At 69.5% G+C, this 19,813-nt stretch carries 13 protein-coding genes and 1 pseudogene; 7 read left to right on the top strand and 7 right to left on the bottom strand.

What is annotated here, in order from left to right; genetic code table 11:
* Positions 1 to 309 precede the first annotated feature (309 nt).
* Both CCO03_RS16500 and CCO03_RS16495 read right to left on the bottom strand, forming a co-directional pair.
* Positions 310 to 639, bottom strand: a complete 330-nt coding sequence (locus tag CCO03_RS16500; RefSeq protein WP_087282812.1) for a BON domain-containing protein — start codon at positions 637 to 639, stop codon at positions 310 to 312.
* 11 nt (positions 640 to 650) lie between these two features.
* Positions 651 to 827: a DUF1328 domain-containing protein gene (locus tag CCO03_RS16495; protein ID WP_087282810.1), complete on the bottom strand. Its 177-nt coding sequence runs from the start codon at positions 825 to 827 to the stop codon at positions 651 to 653.
* Between the two features lie 219 nt (positions 828 to 1,046).
* On the opposite strand from CCO03_RS16495, the gene CCO03_RS16490 reads away from it, so the two are divergent.
* On the top strand, positions 1,047 to 1,415 hold the full coding sequence (locus CCO03_RS16490) for a PRC-barrel domain-containing protein (RefSeq protein WP_087282808.1): 369 nt from the start codon (positions 1,047 to 1,049) through the stop codon (positions 1,413 to 1,415).
* Positions 1,416 to 1,451: 36 nt separating this feature from the next.
* Positions 1,452 to 1,661, top strand: coding sequence for a CsbD family protein (locus CCO03_RS16485; RefSeq protein ID WP_087282806.1), 210 nt, complete (start codon positions 1,452 to 1,454; stop codon positions 1,659 to 1,661).
* A gap of 138 nt (positions 1,662 to 1,799) precedes the next feature.
* Here CCO03_RS16485 and CCO03_RS16480 read toward each other — a convergent pair whose 3' ends face one another.
* Both CCO03_RS16480 and CCO03_RS16475 read right to left on the bottom strand, forming a co-directional pair.
* A complete protein-coding gene (locus CCO03_RS16480) occupies positions 1,800 to 2,327 on the bottom strand; it encodes a lipocalin family protein (RefSeq protein ID WP_087284850.1) in 528 nt (175 codons plus the stop codon).
* Between the two features lie 95 nt (positions 2,328 to 2,422).
* A complete protein-coding gene (locus tag CCO03_RS16475; RefSeq protein ID WP_087282804.1) occupies positions 2,423 to 2,830 on the bottom strand; it encodes a hypothetical protein in 408 nt (135 codons plus the stop codon).
* Positions 2,831 to 3,180: 350 nt separating this feature from the next.
* Between CCO03_RS16475 and kdpA the strand changes: the two genes are divergently transcribed.
* The 5 genes and pseudogenes from kdpA to CCO03_RS16450 all read left to right on the top strand — a co-directional run bounded on the left by kdpA (position 3,181) and on the right by CCO03_RS16450 (position 11,123).
* The gene (gene kdpA / locus CCO03_RS16470) at positions 3,181 to 4,893 is read left to right on the top strand and encodes a potassium-transporting ATPase subunit KdpA (protein WP_087282802.1); all 1,713 of its coding nucleotides are present in this window, start codon (positions 3,181 to 3,183) and stop codon (positions 4,891 to 4,893) included.
* Positions 4,894 to 4,903: 10 nt separating this feature from the next.
* Positions 4,904 to 6,921, top strand: a pseudogene (gene kdpB, locus CCO03_RS16465) (potassium-transporting ATPase subunit KdpB).
* A 10-nt stretch (positions 6,922 to 6,931) separates the two neighbouring features.
* Positions 6,932 to 7,573, top strand: coding sequence for a potassium-transporting ATPase subunit KdpC (gene kdpC / locus CCO03_RS16460; protein WP_087282800.1), 642 nt, complete (start codon positions 6,932 to 6,934; stop codon positions 7,571 to 7,573).
* Between the two features lie 91 nt (positions 7,574 to 7,664).
* On the top strand, positions 7,665 to 10,364 hold the full coding sequence (locus CCO03_RS16455) for a sensor histidine kinase (RefSeq protein ID WP_087282798.1): 2,700 nt from the start codon (positions 7,665 to 7,667) through the stop codon (positions 10,362 to 10,364).
* Positions 10,365 to 10,391: 27 nt separating this feature from the next.
* The gene (locus CCO03_RS16450; RefSeq protein WP_157667740.1) at positions 10,392 to 11,123 is read left to right on the top strand and encodes a response regulator; all 732 of its coding nucleotides are present in this window, start codon (positions 10,392 to 10,394) and stop codon (positions 11,121 to 11,123) included.
* Positions 11,124 to 11,297: 174 nt separating this feature from the next.
* On the opposite strand, the gene CCO03_RS16445 is transcribed toward CCO03_RS16450, so the two are convergent.
* From CCO03_RS16445 to putA, 3 genes are all read right to left on the bottom strand, one after another.
* Positions 11,298 to 13,484, bottom strand: coding sequence for a hybrid sensor histidine kinase/response regulator (locus CCO03_RS16445; RefSeq protein ID WP_205690325.1), 2,187 nt, complete (start codon positions 13,482 to 13,484; stop codon positions 11,298 to 11,300).
* 487 nt (positions 13,485 to 13,971) lie between these two features.
* The gene (locus CCO03_RS16440) at positions 13,972 to 15,306 is read right to left on the bottom strand and encodes an MFS transporter (protein ID WP_087282794.1); all 1,335 of its coding nucleotides are present in this window, start codon (positions 15,304 to 15,306) and stop codon (positions 13,972 to 13,974) included.
* Positions 15,307 to 15,726: 420 nt separating this feature from the next.
* Entirely contained in the window at positions 15,727 to 19,530 is a 3,804-nt protein-coding gene (gene putA, locus CCO03_RS16435) for a trifunctional transcriptional regulator/proline dehydrogenase/L-glutamate gamma-semialdehyde dehydrogenase (protein ID WP_087282792.1), read from the bottom strand.
* Positions 19,531 to 19,813: the final 283 nt, after the last annotated feature.

The raw sequence follows: 19,813 nt of genomic DNA, 5'->3' as shown, positions 1-19,813 counted from the left end.
GGTGGTGGGATGAGGGACGCTTGCACGGCAGGGGGGCGCGTCATGACGCAGGTTGGGAGCGGCACCGGGCGCCGGCGCAAGTGGATGGTGGGCGGTGCTGGGGTGCCGTGGCGACAGCGTTCTGGTGGCGCACCCGCATCCGCACGGTGTACACGGCAGAGCCGGTGGGCGCGCGGCCTGGTTGAGGCCACCGTCACCGCCATCGGCACGTTACGTTGCAGCCCGGCGGTACATGGAAGTGGGCGCGCAGGTGTACTTGACCACGCTGGGGGGCGCCGACGCCGGGGACCAGGCCCGTCGTCGGCTGGGTCAACGCCTGACTTCGACGGCGTTCTTGACGCGTTTCACGCCCTTGGTGGCGCGGGCGATGTCGGCGGCCCGCGAGCGCTCGGCCTCGGACTTGGCGAAGCCCGACAGCTGCACCTCGCCGTTCAGCGTTTCCACGCTGATGGACGTGGCTGCCACGGTTTTGTCTTCTGCAAAGGCAGCCTTGATCTTGGTGGTGATCGCGGCGTCGTCGACGAATTCACCGGCGGTTTGCTGGTGGCGTGCCACCGAGCAGCCGGCCAGGCCGGTCACACCCACGGCCAGCGCCGTGGCCAGGGCCCAGGCGGCCGGAATCTTGCGCACTGTGTTCATGGAACGTCCTTTCACGCGGCGACGGCACCGATGCCCAGCAGCGACAGCACCAGGAAGATGACGGCGATGGCCACGAAGATGAAGAACAGGGTCTTCGCGATGGAGGCTGCACCGGAGGCGATGCCCCCGAAACCGAATAAACCGGCCACCAGCGAGATGACTGCAAAGATGATTGCCCATTTAAGCATGGCAGAAAGCTCCTTTCCTCTTGAGACGACCACTCGATTAGAAAGCGGCGAATGGAAAATCCATGTCGGACGAGGCCTTGCATTGGCGTGGGGACGACAGAGGCGGGTGTAAGGATATTCTCGCTTGGGTTGGGCATTTTTCCGACTGGTGATGAATGCATCCGAGGCCAATTGCTCCTTGTCATCGCCCGATGGCTCACCACTTTTGAAGGAGAAATCATGGAAAGCATCAACACCGAAAACACGGGCATGTCGGTCATTGCGGCCGACAAGGTGCAGGGCACCAAGGTCTACAACGCCAACGGCGAGAAGCTGGGGTCGATTGAAACCGTGATGATCGAGAAAATCTCTGGCCAGGTGCGGTATGCCGTGCTGGAGTTTGGCGGATTTTTGGGCATGGGCACAGAGCAATATCCGCTGCCGTGGGATGTTCTCAAATACGACACCAACATCGGCGGTTATGTGGTGCCCCTGACCAAGGAGCAGCTGGAAAATGCGCCGCATTATTCAAAGAACAGCGTGCCTGAATACACGGATGAATATGGCCGCAAGGTCTACGATTATTACCAGACCCCCTGGTATCTGTAATCGGTCCGATTGAACGAACGAGAGAGCGAGGTCAAGATGAACGAAAACACCATCAAAGGCAATTGGAAGCAGTTCAGGGGGCAAGTCAAGGCGCAGTGGGGCAAGCTCACGGACGACGACCTGGACGTCATCGACGGGCGACGCGAGCAGCTGGTGGGCCGCATTCAAGAGCGCATCGGCATTGCGCAGGACGAGGCGGAAAAGCAGGTCAAGGCCTGGGAGTCGTCCAACAAGCTGACGTGGTGACGCTCACGCAGGCGCAGATCATTTGAAGCATACATGGGGTATCACAAATTTCCCGTTGAATGAAAAACAGGATTGGGGTGATACCCCTTTGTCATGTCGCTGGCTGCTGGATGCGCACAGGCCGCCGCAGCGGCGGTGTCACGCGGTCTGCTCGACGCGAATGACCGCGTCGGTGTCGACGCCCAGCGCGCGCGCTTGGGCCAGCAAGGCCTCCACGGTGTCGTCCGGCAGCGTGGGTGTGCGCGAGAGCAGCCAGAAGTAGCGGCGGCTGTGACCGATGACCAGCGACTGCATCCCGTCGTCGCTGAGATGAACGACGTTGTAGCCGCCGTAGAACGGGCCGAAGAACGACACCTTCAGGGCCGCCACATCGCTGGGTCCGAGGAACTTGGCCTTGCCCACCGATTGTTTCCAGCGGCCGCGTACGGGGTCATAACCGCGGTTCACCACGCGCACGCCGCCCGGCATGCGCGCGTAGTTCGCTTCGGTTTGAATCAGGCCGGCCTCGAAGGCGTGGTCGATGCGCGCGATTTCGTACCAGCGCCCCAGGTAGCGATCGAGGTTGAAGTGCTGAATGGGCGCGATGCCGCGCGGCACGGTCACGCGGGTTTGCAGCCAGGCGGCGCCTGCGGCAATGCCCAGGGCATACAACAGTCGAGGGTTCATGGTGGCCAAGGTCCTTCAAGTGGGGGGATGACACAGGTACTGACCGTGCGCGGTGCCCCCAAGTTCACGCGCCAGGCAATCGGGGTCCGCTCGGGTCAATACGAGGTGGCCTTGATGTCGGCCTTGGCCCGTTCGTGGTCGGCTTCAGCCTGCTTTTCGCACGCGCGCTTGGTGGCGCCGCTGTGGTCATCGCACTTTTCCTTGGCCACTTCGTAAGTGCCCTTGGCACGGGCTTCGTCCAGTTCGCGTCGGTGCTTGGCGCTGGGCTTGTACTGCTGCTCCAGCTCGGCCTTGGCGGTGCGTTCGCGCGCTTCGGCTTCGGCCTCGCAGACGTCTTTGGCGTTGGCGTTCAGGGTGTCGCACTGGGCCTTGTCGGATTTGTGGTTGGCTTCGATCTGCTTTTTGGCGGCCGCATGTTGGTCCGAGGTCATGCCTTGCGCCTGAACGGCCCCCACGGTGAAGAGTGCCGAGAGCAGTGCCAGGGTGATTTTGGGGGAATGCATGGGTGTGCTCCTGTGGAATGGGCTTCCAGTGTGGTGACGCACCCCGCGGGAGGATGTAGGCCAAGGGCGGGCACGCGTGCAGGCCATCGCTTGGTGAAATTGACGAAGATTTGATGCGCGCAGCGGTTTTGCGCATGGAGATTTGACGGGGCCCCGTCGAATACTGGCGGCCGGCGTTTTTGCCGGTTGATCGCCAACAAGCATGTGTTTCAAGCAATTCCTGCCCGCACGGGGCAGCGGCTGTGCCCGCAGTGGGTGGAGGGCAGTCCGGACGTTCGTGAGGAAGGGGCCAGGCGGCCCGGCCGTGGGGGCAGGCACCCCGCACCGCGGCGCCGTACAGGGAGCGCGTCATGGCTGAACCCCTGCTGGTCCTGTTCGTCGTCGTCGCACTGGCCTGGCCGCTGGGCCACTACCTGGCCGCCGTCATGCGGGGCGACCCCCTGCGCAGCGACATCCTGTTCGGCTGGCTGGAGCGGCCGATCTACCGCCTGCTGGGCACCCGCCCGCAGGCCGGCATGGGCTGGCGCGGCTACGCCAAGGCCTTTCTGCTGTCCAACCTGTTGCTGGCCGTGGTGATCTGGACCATCTTCATGACCCAGGCCTGGTTGCCGCTCAACCCCGATGGCGTGCCCAACATGTCCTGGGACCTGGCGCTGCACACCATGGTGTCGTTCCTCACGAACACCAACCAGCAGCATTACTCTGGCCAGGCCCAGTTGTCCTACCTGGCGCAGATGACCGGCATCGTCGGCCTGCAGGTGGTCACGCCCGTGATGGGCCTGGCCATGGTCGCGGCCACCTTGCGCGGACTGTTCGGCGGCCGCAAGCCGCAGGCGCAGGCCGACGGCCAGGCCACCACCATCGACGTCGGCAACTACTGGGCCGACGTCGTGCGCGCCGCGCTGCGCTTCGTGCTGCCGCTGTGCCTGGTGTTGTCGGCGCTGCTGACCTGGCAGGGCGTGCCGGCCACCTTGGCGGCTGGCCCCGTGGCCACGCCGGTGGCGGCCAGCGCCGAGTTCAAGGAACAAAAGATCCCACTCGGCCCGGTCGCACCCATGGTCGCGATCAAGCAGCTGGGCAGCAACGGCGGTGGCTGGTACGGCCCCAACAGCAGCGTGCCGCTGGAAAACCCGACGCCGCTGTCCAACTTCCTCGAGGCGGTGGCCATCGCGCTGATCCCGGTCAGCATCGTCTTCATGGTCGGCCCCTTCACCGGGCGGCGCCGTTTCGGCGCCATGGTCTTCGCAACCATGCTGGCCATGTCGGTGGTGTCCGCAGGCCTGTCGCTGTGGTCCGAGGGCCATTCGGCCACCGCACTGGACGCCGCGCTGATGGAAGGCAAGGAAGTGCGCCTGGGCGTGGACGCCTCGGCGCTGTGGGCTGCGCTGACCACCCAGGTCAACAACGGCTCGGTCAACACCATGCTGGACTCCACCGCGCCGCTGACGGGCATGGTGTCCATGGTCAACATGCTGATCAACGCGATCTGGGGCGGCGTGGGCTGCGGCCTGCAGCAGTTCATCGTCTACCTGCTGCTGGCGGTGTTCCTCGCCGGCCTCATGACCGGACGCACGCCGGAGCTGTTCGGCCGCAAGATCGAAGGGCCGGAGGTACGCCTGCTGGCCGTGCTGGTGCTGCTGCAGCCGGTCGTGATCCTGGGCTTCACGGCGCTCACGCTGGCCTGGCCCGGTCTGGCCGGCAACTCGAACCCTGGGTTCCACGGCATCAGCCAGGTGTTCTACGAGTACGTCTCGGCGTTCGCCAACAACGGCTCGGGCTTCGAGGGCCTGGGCGACGCCACGTCCTGGTGGAACGTCACCTGCGCCATCGTGCTCGCACTGGGTCGCTACCCGGCCTTGGTGATTCCGCTCGCGATCGCCGCCATGCTGGCCGCCAAGCGGCGTGCCCCCGAGGGCGCTGGCTCGCTGCAGATCGAAACCCCGACCTTTGTGCTGACGCTGATCGGCATCGTCATCATCCTCACGCTGCTGCAGTTCATGCCGGTGCTGGTGCTGGGCCCCGTGGCCGACCACCTGTCGCTGAGCCAGCTGCTGGCGCGCTAAGGAGTCCTCCATGCGCAACGCAAACATTCCCCCAGTGGCCGAACAGGGCCTGGCCCTGAAGCCGGCCGTCATCGACGCCTTCGTCAAACTGGCCCCCAGCACGTGGTCAAGAACCCCGTGATGGCGGTGGTTTGGCTGGGCACCGTGCTGACCGCCGTGGCCACGCTGGCCGGCTGGACCAGTACCGGCTTCGGCTGGGCCGTCACGCTGGTCCTGTTCGTGACCGTGCTGTTCGCGAACTTCGCCGAAGCTGTGGCCGAGGCGCGCGGGCGCGGCCAGGCAGCCTCGCTGCGCCGGGCCCGCAAGGACCTGGTCGCGCGCCGCCTCGCCGACGGCAAGGAGTCGTCCGTGCCGGCCGCCGACCTGCGTCCGGGCGATCTGGTCGTCGTGGAGGAAGGCCAGTTGATCCCGGCCGACGGCGAGATCGTCGAGGGCCTCGCCACCATCAACGAAGCAGCCGTCACGGGTGAATCCGCGCCCGTGCTGCGCGAGGCCGGCACCGACCGCTCCGGCGTGATCGGCGGCACCCAGGTGCTGTCCGACCGCATCGTCGTGCGCGTCACGGCCGAGCCCGGCCACAGCTTCCTGGACCGCATGATTGCGCTGGTCGAGGGGTCCAACCGGCAAAAGACGCCCAACGAGGTCGCGCTCGGCATCCTGCTCATGGTGATGACCATCACCTTCCTGGCCGTGGTCGTCACGCTGCCCTTCATCGGCGGTTTCGTCGACGTGCAGGTCAACGTGGTGTTGCTCGTGGCGCTGCTGGTCTGCTTGATCCCCACCACCATCGGCGGCCTGCTGCCGGCCATCGGCATCGCCGGCATGAACCGCGCGCTCAAGGCCAATGTGCTGGCCAAGTCCGGCAAAGCCGTCGAGGTGGCCGGCGACGTGGACGTGCTGCTGCTGGACAAGACCGGCACCATCACCTACGGCGACCGCCAGGCCACGGCCTTCCATGCGCTGGCCGGTGTCGATGCTTCGCAGTTGCGCCAGGTCGCGCTGCTGGCCTCGCTGGCCGACCCGACGCCCGAGGGCAAGTCCATCGTCAAGCTGGCGCGCGAGAAGGGCGAGCAACGGGTCGACCCGCAAGGTGCCCACTTTGTGCCGTTCACGGCACAGACGCGCATGTCGGGCGTGGACCTGGGCGAGCGCCGGATCCGCAAGGGCGCGCTCGACGCGATCGGCAGCCACGTCAAGGCGCTGGGTGGCCGCGTGCCCGCCGAGCTGCAGGCGCGCGTGGACGACGTGGCGCGCAAGGGCGCCACGCCGCTGGTGGTCAGCGACGGCCGCCATGTGCTGGGGGTGATCGAGTTGTCCGACGTGATCAAGCACGGCATCAAGGAGCGCTTCGCCAAGCTGCGCGAGATGGGCGTGAAGACCGTGATGATCACCGGCGACAACAAGCTCACGGCTGCCACCATCGCGGCCGACGCCGGCGTGGACGACTACATCGCCGAGGCCCGGCCCGAGGACAAGCTGGCCCGCATCCGCGCCGAGCAGGCCGGCGGCCGCCTGGTGGCCATGGTCGGCGACGGCACCAACGACGCCCCGGCCCTGGCCCAGGCCGACGTCGGCCTGGCCATGAATTCGGGCACGCAGGCCGCCAAGGAGGCCGGCAACATGGTCGACCTGGATTCGGACCCCGCCAAGCTGCTGGCCGTGGTGGAGATCGGCAAGCAGCAGCTCATCACGCGCGGCGCGCTGACCACCTTCTCGCTGGCCAACGACGTGTCCAAGTACTTCGCCATCCTGCCGGCGCTGTTCGCGGCCGCCATCCCGCAGATGGCCGTGCTCAACGTGATGCAGCTGCACAGCCCGAACAGCGCCGTGCTGTCGGCGCTGGTCTTCAACGCCATCATCATCCCGGCGCTGATTCCGCTGGCGCTGCGCGGCGTGCGTTTCAAGCCGGCCAGCGCCACCGCGCTGCTGCGCAACAACATGCTGGTCTACGGCCTGGGCGGCGTGCTGCTGCCCTTCGTGGGCATCAAGCTGATCGACCTCGTGCTGACCGCACTGTTCACCCTTTGAGGAGCCCGTCATGACCATGACATCCACGCTCGCGGCGCAAGCCCGCGAGGCCTCCACGGCCACACCTGCACCGGTGGTGGCGGACCAGGGTGCCTGGCGCGGCGCCATCGGCCTGGCGGTGTTGACGCTGGCCGGCTTCGGCTTCCTGTACGTCCTGGCCGGCGTCGGCATCGGCCAGGCGCTGTTCCCGACCACGGCCAACGGCAGCCTGGTCGAGCGCGGCGGCCACGTTGTCGGCTCCACGCTGGTCGCCCAGCCGTTCGCAGGCGAGGGCTACTTCCAGCCGCGGCCTTCCGCGGCCAGCTACGACCTGATGGCGTTGGCCGGCAGCAACCAGGCGCGCACCAACGCCGCCATGCGCGAGCGCATCGAAGGGGCGCGAGCCGCCATCGCGCAGCGTGAAGGGGTGGCGCCGGCGGCGGTGCCGGGCGATCTGTTCACGCAGTCGGGCGGCGGCATCGACCCGCACATCAGTCCCGAGGGCGCGGCGGTCCAGGTCGCACGTGTGGCGCGCGAGCGCGGCCTGGGCCGCGACGTGGTGGAGCAGCTTGTGGCCGAGCACACCGAAGGGCGCCAGCTGGGTCTGCTCGGCGCGCCACGCGTCAACGTGTTGGCACTCAACCTCGCGCTCGACGCGGCGCAGGGGCGGTGAACGATGCCGGCGGGTGGGGCTGCACAGCCGTACGATTCGCGGACCGTGACCGGCGCGATCCTGCGCCGGCACCCCAACGCCACGCATGCCCATGGAACCTGAGCAGACCGAACACGCCAACGCCCTGATGGGCGAGCTGCGCCGCCAGGCGGCCGGGCGGCTCACGGTGTTCCTGGGGGCGGCGCCGGGCGTGGGCAAGACCTACGCCATGCTGTCGCGCGCCCGCGAACTGCACCGACAGGGCATCGACGTGGTGATCGGCATCGTCGAGACCCACGGCCGCGCCGAGACGCTGGCCCTGGTCGAGGGTCTGCCCAACCTGGCGCGCAGGCGCGTGCACTACCAGGGCCGCGAGCTCGAGGAGATGGACCTGGACGGCCTGCTGGCGCGCAAGCCCGCCATCGCGCTGGTGGACGAACTGGCCCACCGCAATGCGCCGGGCAGCCGCCACGAACGCCGCTGGCAGGACGTGGAGGAACTGCTGGACGCCGGCATCGACGTCTACACCACGGTCAACATCCAGCACCTGGAGAGCCTGAACGACGTGGTGCACCAGATCACGGGCATCCGCGTCAGCGAGACCGTGCCGGACGCGGTGTTCGAGCGCCTGCGCGACATCCGCCTGGTCGACCTGCCGGCCCGCGAACTCATCGAACGCCTGAACCAGGGCAAGGTCTACCTGCCCGAGCAGGCGGCCCAGGCGCTGCAGGCCTTCTTCTCGTCCTCCAACCTCACGGCGCTGCGCGAGCTGGCCATGCAGACCGTGGCCGTCCACGTGGACGCCGACCTGCGCGAGACGCGCGCGGCGCGCGGCCTGGCGGGCATCGCGCTGCAGCGCCACGTGCTGATCGCGATCGACGGGCTGGGGCAGTCCGAATACCTGGTGCGTGCCGGTGCCCGGCTCGCCGAGCGGCGCGGCGCACCCTGGTCGGTGGTGACGGTCGACACGGGCCACTCCGCCGAGGCCGCGCTGCACAGCGACGACCTGGACCGCCAGGGCGCGCCGCGCAACACCACCGCGCAAGCGGGTCAGCAGCGGCTGAGGGAACTCGACAAGGCCTTCGCGCTGGCGCGCAGCCTGGGCGGCGAGACCGAGGTGCTGCACAACACCGACGTCACCCAGGCCCTGCTGGATGCCGCCGCCGCGCGCGGCGCGCGGTCCATCGTGATCGGCCGCACGCGCGAGCGCCCGATCGCGCGCATCTTCAACCGCACGCTGACGCAGCAGCTGCTGCAGCGCGGCGCGCGTTACGAGCTGACCATCGTCAGCACGCCCCTGGCGCGCCAGGGCAGCAGGCGCTTCCACGATCTGGCTGGCGAACGGCTGGCACGCGGCGAGCCGGCCCTGATCGTGGGGGCCACGCTGGGGGCCGTGGCCACCGCTGCGGTGGCCGAGCGCTTCGTGGGCCTGCAGGACATCTCGCCGGTGTTCCTGGTGGCGGTGATGCTGGTGGCTTCCCGCACGCGCATGGTGGCGGCCTTCATCACGGCCCTGCTGTGTTTCCTGGCCTACGACTTCCTCTTCATCGAGCCGCGCTTCACGCTGTTGATCAGCGCCCCGCGTGGCGTGGCCACGGTGATGCTGTTCTTTGCGGCGGCCTTGATTGCTGGGCGGCTGGCCTCGCGGCTGCGCATGCAGGTCGTTGCGCTGCGGGCCGCCAACACGCATGCCACGGCCATGCAGAACCTGGCACGCCAGCTGGCCAAGGCGGCGGACCTGGGCGAAGTGATCGCGGCCAGCACATCGGTGCTGCGGGGCGCGCTGGGCGCCGAGGCCTGGGTTCGCGTCCAGACGGAGGCGGGACCCGCGGTGTCGGACGCACAGCAGGCCGAGCGCGACAAGGCCGCCGCCGATTGGACTGCGCGCCATGGACAGCCCAGCGGGCGCTACACCGACACGCTGTCCCAATCGGACTGGTGGTTTCTGCCAATTCCGGGCGACCCCGCCACGCAGGGCGTGGTCGGCCTGCGCTTTCCGGCCAGCATGGCCCGCCTGTCGTTCGAGCAGCGGCGCCTGGCCGAGAGCATGACCGAGGACATCGGCCAGGCCGCGCTGCGCACCCGCCTGGTGGCGGAGTTGGAGGCCGCCCGCGTGAGCAGCGAGACCGAGCGCTTGCGCTCGGCGCTGCTGTCCTCGGTGTCGCACGACCTGCGTTCGCCGCTGGCGGTCATGATCGGCGCGGCCGACAGCCTGGCGCACTACGGCAAGGACATGGATGCCGCGGACCGCAGCAGCCTGCTGGACACCATCCGCGTCGAGGGCGAGCGCCTGGACCGCTACATCCAGAACCTGCTGGACATGACGCGCCTGGGCCACCAGGGGCTCACGCTCACGCGCGACTGGATCGGCGTCGACGAGCTGGTCGGCTCGGCCGCGCGCCGGCTGCAGCGCTACCTGCCTGCCACGCGGGTGGTGACCGAGATGGCGGCCGGGATCGGGCCGGTCCATGTGCACCCGGCGCTGATCGAGCAGGCGCTGTTCAACGTGATGGAGAACGCCGCCAAGTTCTCGCCGCCGGGCGTGGCCGTGCAGGTTCGCGCTCAGCGCGAAGACCCGGGCCTGCTCTGCATCGAGGTCTCCGACCAAGGGCCCGGCATCCCGCCGGACGAGCGCCGACGCATCTTCGACATGTTCTACAGCGTGGAGCGCGGCGACCGCGGCAAGCAGGGCACCGGGCTGGGCCTGACCATCGTGCAGGGCATCGTGGGCGCGCACATGGGCCGCGTGGAGGCGCTGCCGGGGCCGGGCGGCGTCGGCACCACCCTCCGCATCGTGCTGCCGGTGGAGTAGTCTTCGGGCCACCAAGGAAGGATGCACATGACAGATGCAGGCGATGCGCCCGCGGCGAAATCCGGGCACCGCGTGCTGGTGATCGACGACGAGCCGCAGATCCGCAAGTTCATCGACATCAGCCTGCGCTCGCAGGGCTATGCGACGCTGCTGGCCGAGAACGGCCAGCAGGGCCTGGGCCTGCTGGCCAGCCGGGGCGCCGACATCGTCGTGCTGGACCTCGGCCTGCCGGACATGGATGGCCGCGAGGTGCTCCAGGAGCTGCGCCAGTGGTCGCGCGTGCCCGTGGTCGTGCTGACCGTGCGCGCCAGCGAAGCCGAGAAGGTGGCCCTGCTGGACGCCGGGGCCAACGACTACGTGACCAAGCCCTTCGGCATCGCCGAGCTGATGGCGCGCCTGCGGGCCTTCCTGCGCCATGCCACCTCGGCCGACGACGCCGGACCGGTGTACGACGACGGCACGCTGCGCATCGACCTGGCGCGCCGCGAGGTCCACCGGGACGGCCAGGCCGTGGCCTTGACGCGCAAAGAGTTCGCGCTGCTCTCGCTGCTGGCGCGTCAGCCAGATCGCCTGGTCACGCAGGCGCAGCTGCTGCGCGAGATGTGGGGCCCCACGCACGAGGCCGATGCGCACTACCTGCGGGTGCTGGTGGCCAAGCTGCGCCAGAAACTCGGCGATGCGGCCACGGCGCCGCGCTACATCGTCACCGAGCCGGGGGTGGGGCTGAAGTTCGTGTCGGCACGCGGCGAGTCCCACTGAGGCTGCTTGGGTTGGCCAAGATCTGGTGCGTTCAAGATGGGGTATTGGCCAGTTCTCGATGTCCGATCAACGAGGATGGTATGAAACTCCTCCCTTGATGAGGTTTCTCTGGCGCACCCGTCAGTTCGGGCTCGCTCGTTTGTTCGGGCTCGCCCGTCAATTCGGGCTCGCCCGTCAGGCCGGGCCCGCCAGCAGCGCTTGCAGCGCGGCCAGGTTGACGGGTTTGACCAAATGGGCGTCGAATCCCGCCTGTTCCGATTGGCGGCGGTCCTCGTCCTGCCCCCAGCCGGTCAGGGCGATCAGCGTGACGTGCCGACCCCAGTCCAGCCGGCGGATGCGGCGGCAGACCTCGTGGCCGCTCATGCCCGGCATGCCGATGTCCATCAAGACCACGTCGGGGCGCATCCGGTGGCCGATCTCCAGCGCCTGGGCGCCGTCGTAAGCCATGCGGGCCTCGTGCCCCTCCAGCGTCAACAGGCTGGCGAGCGACTGCGCGGCGTCCTGGTTGTCGTCCACCACCAGGATGCGGCGCGAGGCCACCGCGGTCGAGGCGTCCAGGGCCAGCGGCGCGCCTTCGTGGGCGTCCGCCAGCGGCAGGTTGACGATGAACTCGCTGCCGCGCCCCAGGCCCTCGCTGTGCACCCGCACCGTGCCGCCGTGCATCTCCACCAGCCGTTTGACCAGCATCAGGCCAATGCCCAGCCCGCCTTGCGCGCGCTCCAGCGTGCGGTCCACCTGGGTGAACATGTCGAAGATCTTGTCGAGCTGGTCGGCGGGGATGCCCGAGCCGTTGTCCCGAACCCGCACCGCCACACCGTCCGGGCTCGCGTCCACCCGCAGTTCCAGGTCGCCGCCCGTGGGCGTGTACTTGACCGCGTTGGTCAGCAGGTTGCCGAACACCTGGGTCAGGCGGGCCGGGTCGCCGCGCACGGTCAGCGGCGCCTGGGGCAGGGAGACGTGCAACCGGTGTCCGCGCTGTTCCAGAGCTGGGCGACACACCTCGATGGCCTGCTGCACCACGGTGTGCAGCGAGAGCTGCTGCATGCGCAGCGCCAGCTTGCCCCGGTTGATGCGGTTGACGTCGAGCAGGTCGTCGACCAGCCGGACGAGCTGCAGCACCTGCCGCTCCATCACGTCGCGTGCCTTGCGCGTCAGTGCCCAGTCGCCCTCCGAGCGTTTCTGGACCTCGAGCATGTGGTGCAGCGGGGCCAGGGGATTGCGCAGCTCGTGCGCCAGCATGGCGAGGAATTCGTCCTTGTGCTGGCGCTCCTGGGCCAGCTGGGCCTCGGTCTGGCTGCGCTCGATCAGCTCGGCGGCCTGGCGGGCCAGCAGGTCGATGTAGCGCAACGCTTCGGGTGTGGGGCCGCCGGGCTGGCGGTAGTGGTTGTTGAGCATGCCCAGCAGCCGGCCATCGCGGCTGATGAGTGGCGTGCACTGGATGGAGCGGATGCCGTCTTCCCGCACGATCTCCAGCCCCAGGGTGCCGTGCAGCGCCTCCAGCTGCTCCACGTCCTGCACGACCAGGCGCTGCACCTGCTTGGCCGCTTCGCCGCAGCTGGCGTCCCAGCCGTCTTCCAGGAAATGCGCGACCAGCCGCGTGCCCAGGCCTTGATGGACCGCGATCCGCAGGTGGCGTGTGGTGGGGTCGTAGATCTGGATGTTGCCCTTGTCGGTGCCCGAGATGTCGGCGGCCGCGGCCAGGATTTTCTGCAGCAGGGGCTCGAGCTCGCCGGGGCCGACCAGCTCGGCGCTGAGCGCCTGCAGCCGGGCGAGGGCGTTGACCTCGTCGAGCAGGTGCACCGCCGTTCGGTCGCGCTCGATCACGGTGCTGATGGCCAGGGCGCCGAACTGGGCCACCTGCCGCTCCCAGTCGCTGGGCGCCCGCGCCACCGAAAAGCCCAGGAAGAGCGCGCCCACGGTGCGGCCGGCCGCATTCAGCGCCGGGTGCGCATGGCCCGCCAGGACTTGGTGGTCCAGGCACAGCGAGCGCCAGGGCGCAGGCCAGGCCGCTGCCGCGGCGATGTCGGGGCAGGTGCTGGGCCGGCCGTGCTGGATCACCGCGGTCACCGCGCCCTGCAGAGCCTCGTCGCCCAACTGGTCCTGCAGGGCTGCCGCCAGGGCCGGTGACACGCAGGATGCGTAAGCCTGGTGCGATCGGCGCCCCGTGGGGCCACTGCGTGTGCCGTCGGTCACCAGCGCGCAGGCGTGGGCCTCCGGCGCGAGCCGGCCGATGGCGGCGGTGAGGGCGTCCAGGCAACTGCTCATGGACGCGCCCGAGGCGATCATCAGCAACGTCTGTCGCTGTTCCTCGTTCAGCCTGGCGGCGGCGTCGGCAGGGGGCAGCTCTGAAGGGATGCGCATGAGGGGTCGCCGCCGGGCGACACGAACGCGTTCCCAGGGCGTGACGTCTGAAAAAGTGAACCGATGGCAGACCTGCAAGGAACAGGCTGCCACGCCGAGCCGGCATGCTCGCACAAGCGGCGGGCAAGGCGTGTCCCAGGTTTGGTGAACGAGCGGGTCGGACGGCGAGCACTGCGGCTGTCGGTCGCGGCCTTCAGGCGCGCGCCGGGTGGTGCCGGGCTGTGGCTTGCGCCCGCGGCCCGCAGTGCCTGGCGCGGCCGCCGTCAATCCGGGTGGGTGGTGCACCGGCTGGGCCGATTCGCGTGGGCGGGCGCTCGGCCACGGCGCTGGTGCTGGCGCCAGGGCGGGTGGGGGTCAACCCACGCGGTGTGTGGGCGGCGCCGCGGCGGGGCCTTTTTCGGGGCGGGTGCAGCGCAGGCGAGACAACCTTGAATGGGAGTATTCGGCAATCCCGATGATCAGAAAATCGGCGGGGCCGGATACTGGATCATGGGGTCGATGACGACCGCGTCGGCTGCCAGCCCCGGCACGCCAGCGGCCAGAAGCCGATCAGCGCACCGAGCAGGCCCATGGCCGCCACGTAATGCGCGGGCGCCAGCGCGTCCACGTTCTGCCAGACCGCGACCAGCATGGGGGTGAGGCCGCCAAACACCGCGTAGGCCGTGTTGTAGGCGAAGGACAGGCCGGTGAAGCGCACCTCGGGCGGGAAGGCACGCACCCCCACCACGGGCAGCAGCGAAATCGCGCCGACGAAGAAGCCGACCAGCGCGTAACGGGCCACCAGGCCTGCCGGGGTGCCGGGCAGGCTGCCGTAGAACAGGTAGGCCGTGACGGCCATGCCGCCCCAGCCCAGCACCATGGCCGTGCGCGTGCCGGCGCGGTCGCTGAACCAGCCCCAGAACACACAGCCCAGCGTCAAGGTGACGGTGGCGACGGCGTTGGTCTCCATCGCCAGCGCGGCCGGGATGTGGAACAGCTTCTGCAGATGGCTGGGCGTGAACAGCACCACCACGACCACGGCGGTCGACAGCACCCAGGTCATCAGCGCGACCAGCACGCTGGCGGCGCGGTGCTCGCGCACCACGGTGCGCAACGGCAGCTCGCGGTCGGCCTGCTTGCGCGCGCTCAGGTCCTGGAACACCGGGGTTTCGTGCAGGTAGCGGCGCAGGTAGACCGACACCAGGCCAAACACGCCGCCCAGCAGGAAGGGGATGCGCCAGGCCCAGTCGTGGATCTGCTCGGCGCTGTAGTGGGTGTTCAGCCACACGCCGATGAGGGAGCCCAGGAAGATGCCGCCCGTGATGCCCGAGGTCAGGGTGCCGATGGCGAGGCCGTAGTGCCGGGCCGGCGCGTGCTCGGCCACGAACACCCAGGCGCCGGGCATCTCGCCGCCAATCGCCGCGCCCTGCACCACGCGCATGAGCAGCAGCAGGATGGGGGCGGCGATGCCGATCGACGCGTACGTGGGAAGCAGGCCGATCACCAGCGTGGGCACGGCCATCAGGAAGATGGACAGCGTGAACATGCGCTTGCGGCCCAGCAGGTCGCCAAAGTGGGCGATCAGCACGCCGCCGATGGGTCGCGCCAGGTAGCCGGCGGCGAAGATGCCCAAGGTCTGAAGCTGGCGCATCCAGTCGGGCAGCTCGGGCGGGAAGAACAGGCTGCCGATGACGTTGGCAAAGAACACGAACACGACGAAGTCGTAGAACTCCAGCGTGCCGCCCAGTGCGGACAGGGACAGGGTTTTGTAATCGTCGCGGTTCAAGGGGCGAGCGCGTGCGCCCGCCAGGCCGGCCAGCGGCGTGTGGGTGAGGGTGTTCATGAGAGGCGGTGTGAGGTGGACGCCGCAGATCGGGTCCACTCGGCCGCGCGCGAGTCGGTGGGCCCTGGTGGACAAGGCGGCGCGTCGGTCAGTGGCATGGGTTGCAGGGCTCTTGTGGAGCGAAGCTGCCCCCTGCGGTGGTGGTATTTTAAGGGTTTACCCTGATTTTTGCCAGCCGAGGCTCGGGGATCGCGCTGGGTGCCTGGCTGGCGAGCCGGGTCCCGATCGACGCGCCGGCCCTCGCGTCACCCTGCGCGAATCCACCACGTGCCCCGACTTGTCAGCGAAAAATGGCAGAAGTATCCGGTCATTCCCGTTTTCTCTGTATCGGGAATGGCGGGTTACTCCTTGAACACCCGCTTGGCCATGAGGGTCACGCAGACGATGGCGGACTGCAGGTTGGCACCGGCGATCCAGCGATCAGGCGATCGTCATGAGGCTGGCGTTGCCGCCCGCGGCGGCGGTGTTGGTGCTGGTGGCCCGCTCGATCAGCAGGGCCTCCAGCGGCATCGCCTCCATCGAGCACCGCCACAGGCTGACGATGGGCCCCTCACGCGCCGCCAGGCGCTGCGCCGCGGCGCGCAGGCCAGCGGCATCGCCGTCGGCCAGCGCGACGTCGAACCTCACGCCGGGGGCGGTCCAGTCGGGGCTCAGCGTGATGTGCGCCTGCACCTCGTGCGGCAGGCTGGCGCGCAGGGCCCGCGTGTCGGCCCGCAGCGGCCAGATCGCGTGGCTACCCACCGCCAGCACAGCGGCCAGCTGCAGCAGCAGCGCCTCGTCGTGCTCGGCCAGGCACAGCACGGCTTCGCGGGGCAGCCAGCTGTAGACGTTGCGCTCGCCCGTCGGCCCCGCCAGCAGCCACGCCCGATGGGGACCCAGCGCCTGGGGCAGGCGCAGGCAGGCCTGGTGCAGGCGCAGGCCATGCCGGCCCCCGAGCCAGGCCAGCAGCGCGCCATGAGCGGCCGGGGCCTGCGCGGGCACGTTGGCGGGCACGTCGGCGGGCGCATCGGCGGGTGTCGCCCCCGGCAGGGCGCTGGCGACCACCTGGTGCAGTGCCATACCGGCCCCGTGCGCGCCCAGCCGGTGCAGGACCAGCGGGCCGCCGGCCTTGGGCCCGGTGCCCGACAGGCCCTGGCCGCCAAAGGGCTGCACGCCCACGACCGCGCCGACCAGGTTGCGGTTGATGTAGAGGTTGCCCACGCGGGCGTGTTGCGCAACCTCGCGCAGGGTTTCGTCGATGCGCGTGTGCAGGCCCTGGGTCAGGCCGTAGCCGGTGGCGGCGATCTGCGCCAGCAGCGTGCCCAGGGCCGGGCGCGCGAAGCGCACCACGTGCAGCACGGGGCCGAAGACCTCGCGCTGCAGCTCGGCGATGTGCTCAATCTCGATCAGCGTCGGCAGCACGTAGGTGCCGCGGCCCGGCACGTCCGGCGCGCTGCGGCCCAGGCGCTGCACCTGGCGGCCGGCGCGCTGCATCTGGGCGATGTGGGCTTCGAGGGTGTCGCGCGCCTCGGCGTCGATGACCGGGCCCACGTCGGTGCTGAGCCGGGCCGGGTTGCCGACCGTGAGCTCGGCCATCGCGCCCCGAAGCATGTGCAGCACGCGGTCGGCCACCTCGTCCTGCAGGCACAGCACGCGCAGCGCCGAGCAGCGCTGGCCCGCGCTGTCGAAGGCCGAGCCGAGCACGTCGGCCACGACCTGTTCCACCAGCGCCGAGGAGTCGACGATCATGGCGTTTTGCCCGCCCGTCTCGGCGATCAGGGGCACGGGCGCGCCGCCGGCGCCCAGGCGCTGGGCCAGCGTTTGCTGGATCTGGCGCGCGACCTCGGTCGAGCCCGTGAACATCACGGCCTGCACGCGCGCGTCGGCCACGAGCGCGGCGCCCACCGTGGCGCCGTCGCCCGGCAGCAGCTGAAGGGCGGCAGCAGGGATGCCGGCCGCATGCAGCAGGCGCACGCCCTCGGCAGCCACCAGCGGCGTCTGTTCGGCGGGCTTGGCCAACACGGGGTTGCCGGCGGCCAGTGCCGCGGCGATCTGGCCGATGAAGATCGCGAGCGGGAAGTTCCAGGGGCTGATGCAGACGACAGGGCCCAGCGGCGTGTGCGCGGCCGTGGCCAGGCTGGTGCGCGCCTGCGCCGCGTAGAAGCGCAGGAAGTCGATGGCCTCGCGGACCTCGGCCACGCCGTTGGCGCAGGTTTTGCCGGCCTCGCGCGCCAGCAGGCCCAGCAGTAGGGGCAGGCGTTGCTGCAGGTGGTCGGCCGCGCGCTCCAGCGCGGCGGCGCGCTCGGCCACGGGCGTGGCCGCCCAGCTTGGCGCGAAGGCGTGGGCGGCGGCCAGGGCCTGTTGCAACTGCCCTGCGCTGGCGGGCCAGACCCGGCCCACCACGTCGCTGGCGTCCGCCGGGTTGACGACCGGCACCCCCTCTGCGGCCGGTTCGGCCGCCGGCTGGGCCAGCAGGGGCTCGGCCGTCCAGGCCACGGCGGCGCTGGCCGTCAGGGCCTCGTCCAGCGCATGCAGGCTGTCGTCGTTCGAGAGGTCCAGGCCGTCCGAATTGCGGCGGGCGCTGCCGTAGAGCTGGGCGGGCAGGGGAATGGCGGGGTGGGGCGCACCCAGGGGGGGCCCCTGCTGCGCCAGGCGCTCGACGGCCGCGACCGGGTCTGCCACCAGCGCGGCGATCGGGACCGTGGGGTCGGCGATGCGGTTCACGAACGAGGTGTTGGCGCCGTTCTCGAGCAGGCGGCGCACCAGGTAGGCCAGCAGCGTCTCGTGCGTGCCCACGGGGGCGTAGATGCGGCAGGTCCGGCCCAGCTTGCCATTTTCTGTGTGCCCGACCACCTGCTCGTACAGCGGCTCGCCCATGCCGTGCAGGCACTGGAACTCGTACTGCCCCGGCTGCCAGGCCGCCGGGTCGGCCAGCTGGTAAATCGCCGCCAGCGTGTGCGCATTGTGCGTGGCGAACTGCGGGTAGACCTGCTCGGGCGCGGCCAGCAGCTGACGTGCGCAGGCCAGGTACGACAGGTCGGTGTAGGCCTTGCGCGTGTAGACCGGATAGCCCGCCAAGCCATCCACTTGCGCGCGCTTGATCTCGCTGTCCCAGTAGGCCCCTTTGACCAGGCGGATCATGAGGCGGTGCTGGCTGCGGCGCGCCAGGTCGACACACCAGTCGATGACGAAGGGGCAGCGCTTCTGGTAGGCCTGGATCACGAAGCCGATGCCGTGCCAATGCGCCAGCGCGGGCTCGAAGCACAGCCGCTCGAGCAGGTCCAGCGATAGCTCGAGCCGGTCGGCCTCCTCGGCGTCGATGTTCAGGCCGATGTCGTGGCGCCGGGCCAGCAGCGCCAGGCGGCGCACCACGGGGTAGAGCTCGTCCATCACGCGCGTGCGTTGCGCGCGGCTGTAGCGCGGGTGCAGCGCCGACAGCTTGATCGAGATGCCGGGGCCCTCGTAGACACCGCGGCCGTTGGACGCCTTGCCGATGGCGTGGATCGCGTCTTCGTAGGCCTGACGGTAGCGGTCGGCGTCCTCGGCCGTCATCGCGGCCTCGCCCAGCATGTCGTAGGAGTAGCGAAAGCCCTGGGCTTCCAACGGGCGGGCATGCCGCAAGGCGTCGGCGATGGTTTCGCCCATCACGAACTGCTCGCCCATCAGGCGCATGGCGATCTGAACGCCCTGTCGGATCAGCGGCTCGCCGCCCTGGCCGATCAGCCGCGTGAGCAGCGAGGACAAGGTGGTCTCGCTGTGCGTGGCCACCAGCTTGCCGGTCAGCAGCAGCCCCCAGGTGGCGGCGTTGACGAACAGCGAAGGGCTGTGGCCGGCGTGCTCGCGCCAGTGGCCCTGCGCGATCTTGTCGCGGATCAGCGCATCGCGCGTGGCCGGGTCGGGGATGCGCAGCAGCGCTTCGGCCAGGCACATCAGCGCCACGCCTTCCTGCGACGACAGCGCGTACTCCTGCAGCAGGCCTTGCACGAGGCTGGTCCGGCCCATGCGGGCCTGGCGCTCGCGCAGGCGCTGGGCGATCTGCGTGGCGAGTTCAAGCGTGCGCCGCGTCGTCTCGGCGTCGGCAACCGCCTTCACCTGGGGCAGCAGCCAGGCTACGGCTTCGGGCTCGGGCGTGCGGTGGTGCGCCGTGATGCGCGCGCGCAGCGCCGTGTGCGGGGGCAGGGCCTCGCCCTCGTGGGGGTGGGTACGGGGAGTCTGGGGCGGCGGGCGGAGCGAGAAAAGGGCCATGGGGATGTCCCAAAAAAGCGGCGTGCAGCGCGTTGAGCCCATGCTTGCGCAAAGTGAACCGCTTGGCAAATGCCTGCGTGGCGCTGCCTGGCGGTGACCCACTGACCGTTGGCCACGCAGGGTGTTGCAGGCTGTCGTCCGGCGGGCATCGCTCGCGTCGATGTCTGACGGTGGCGAAGTGAATTTTGGTATAGGTATGGTGTGCTTATCGTTGAATGAAAAACGATGATGGCGCCATACTGCTGCCGATTGATTGACGACCGTGGCTGGACGGCTGGCCTTT

It is taken from the genome of Comamonas serinivorans (genome assembly GCF_002158865.1).
Lineage (GTDB): Bacteria > Pseudomonadota > Gammaproteobacteria > Burkholderiales > Burkholderiaceae_C > Comamonas_E > Comamonas_E serinivorans.
Note: the sequence above shows the minus strand (reverse complement) of the source record. Positions and strands in the feature narration are given on the sequence as shown.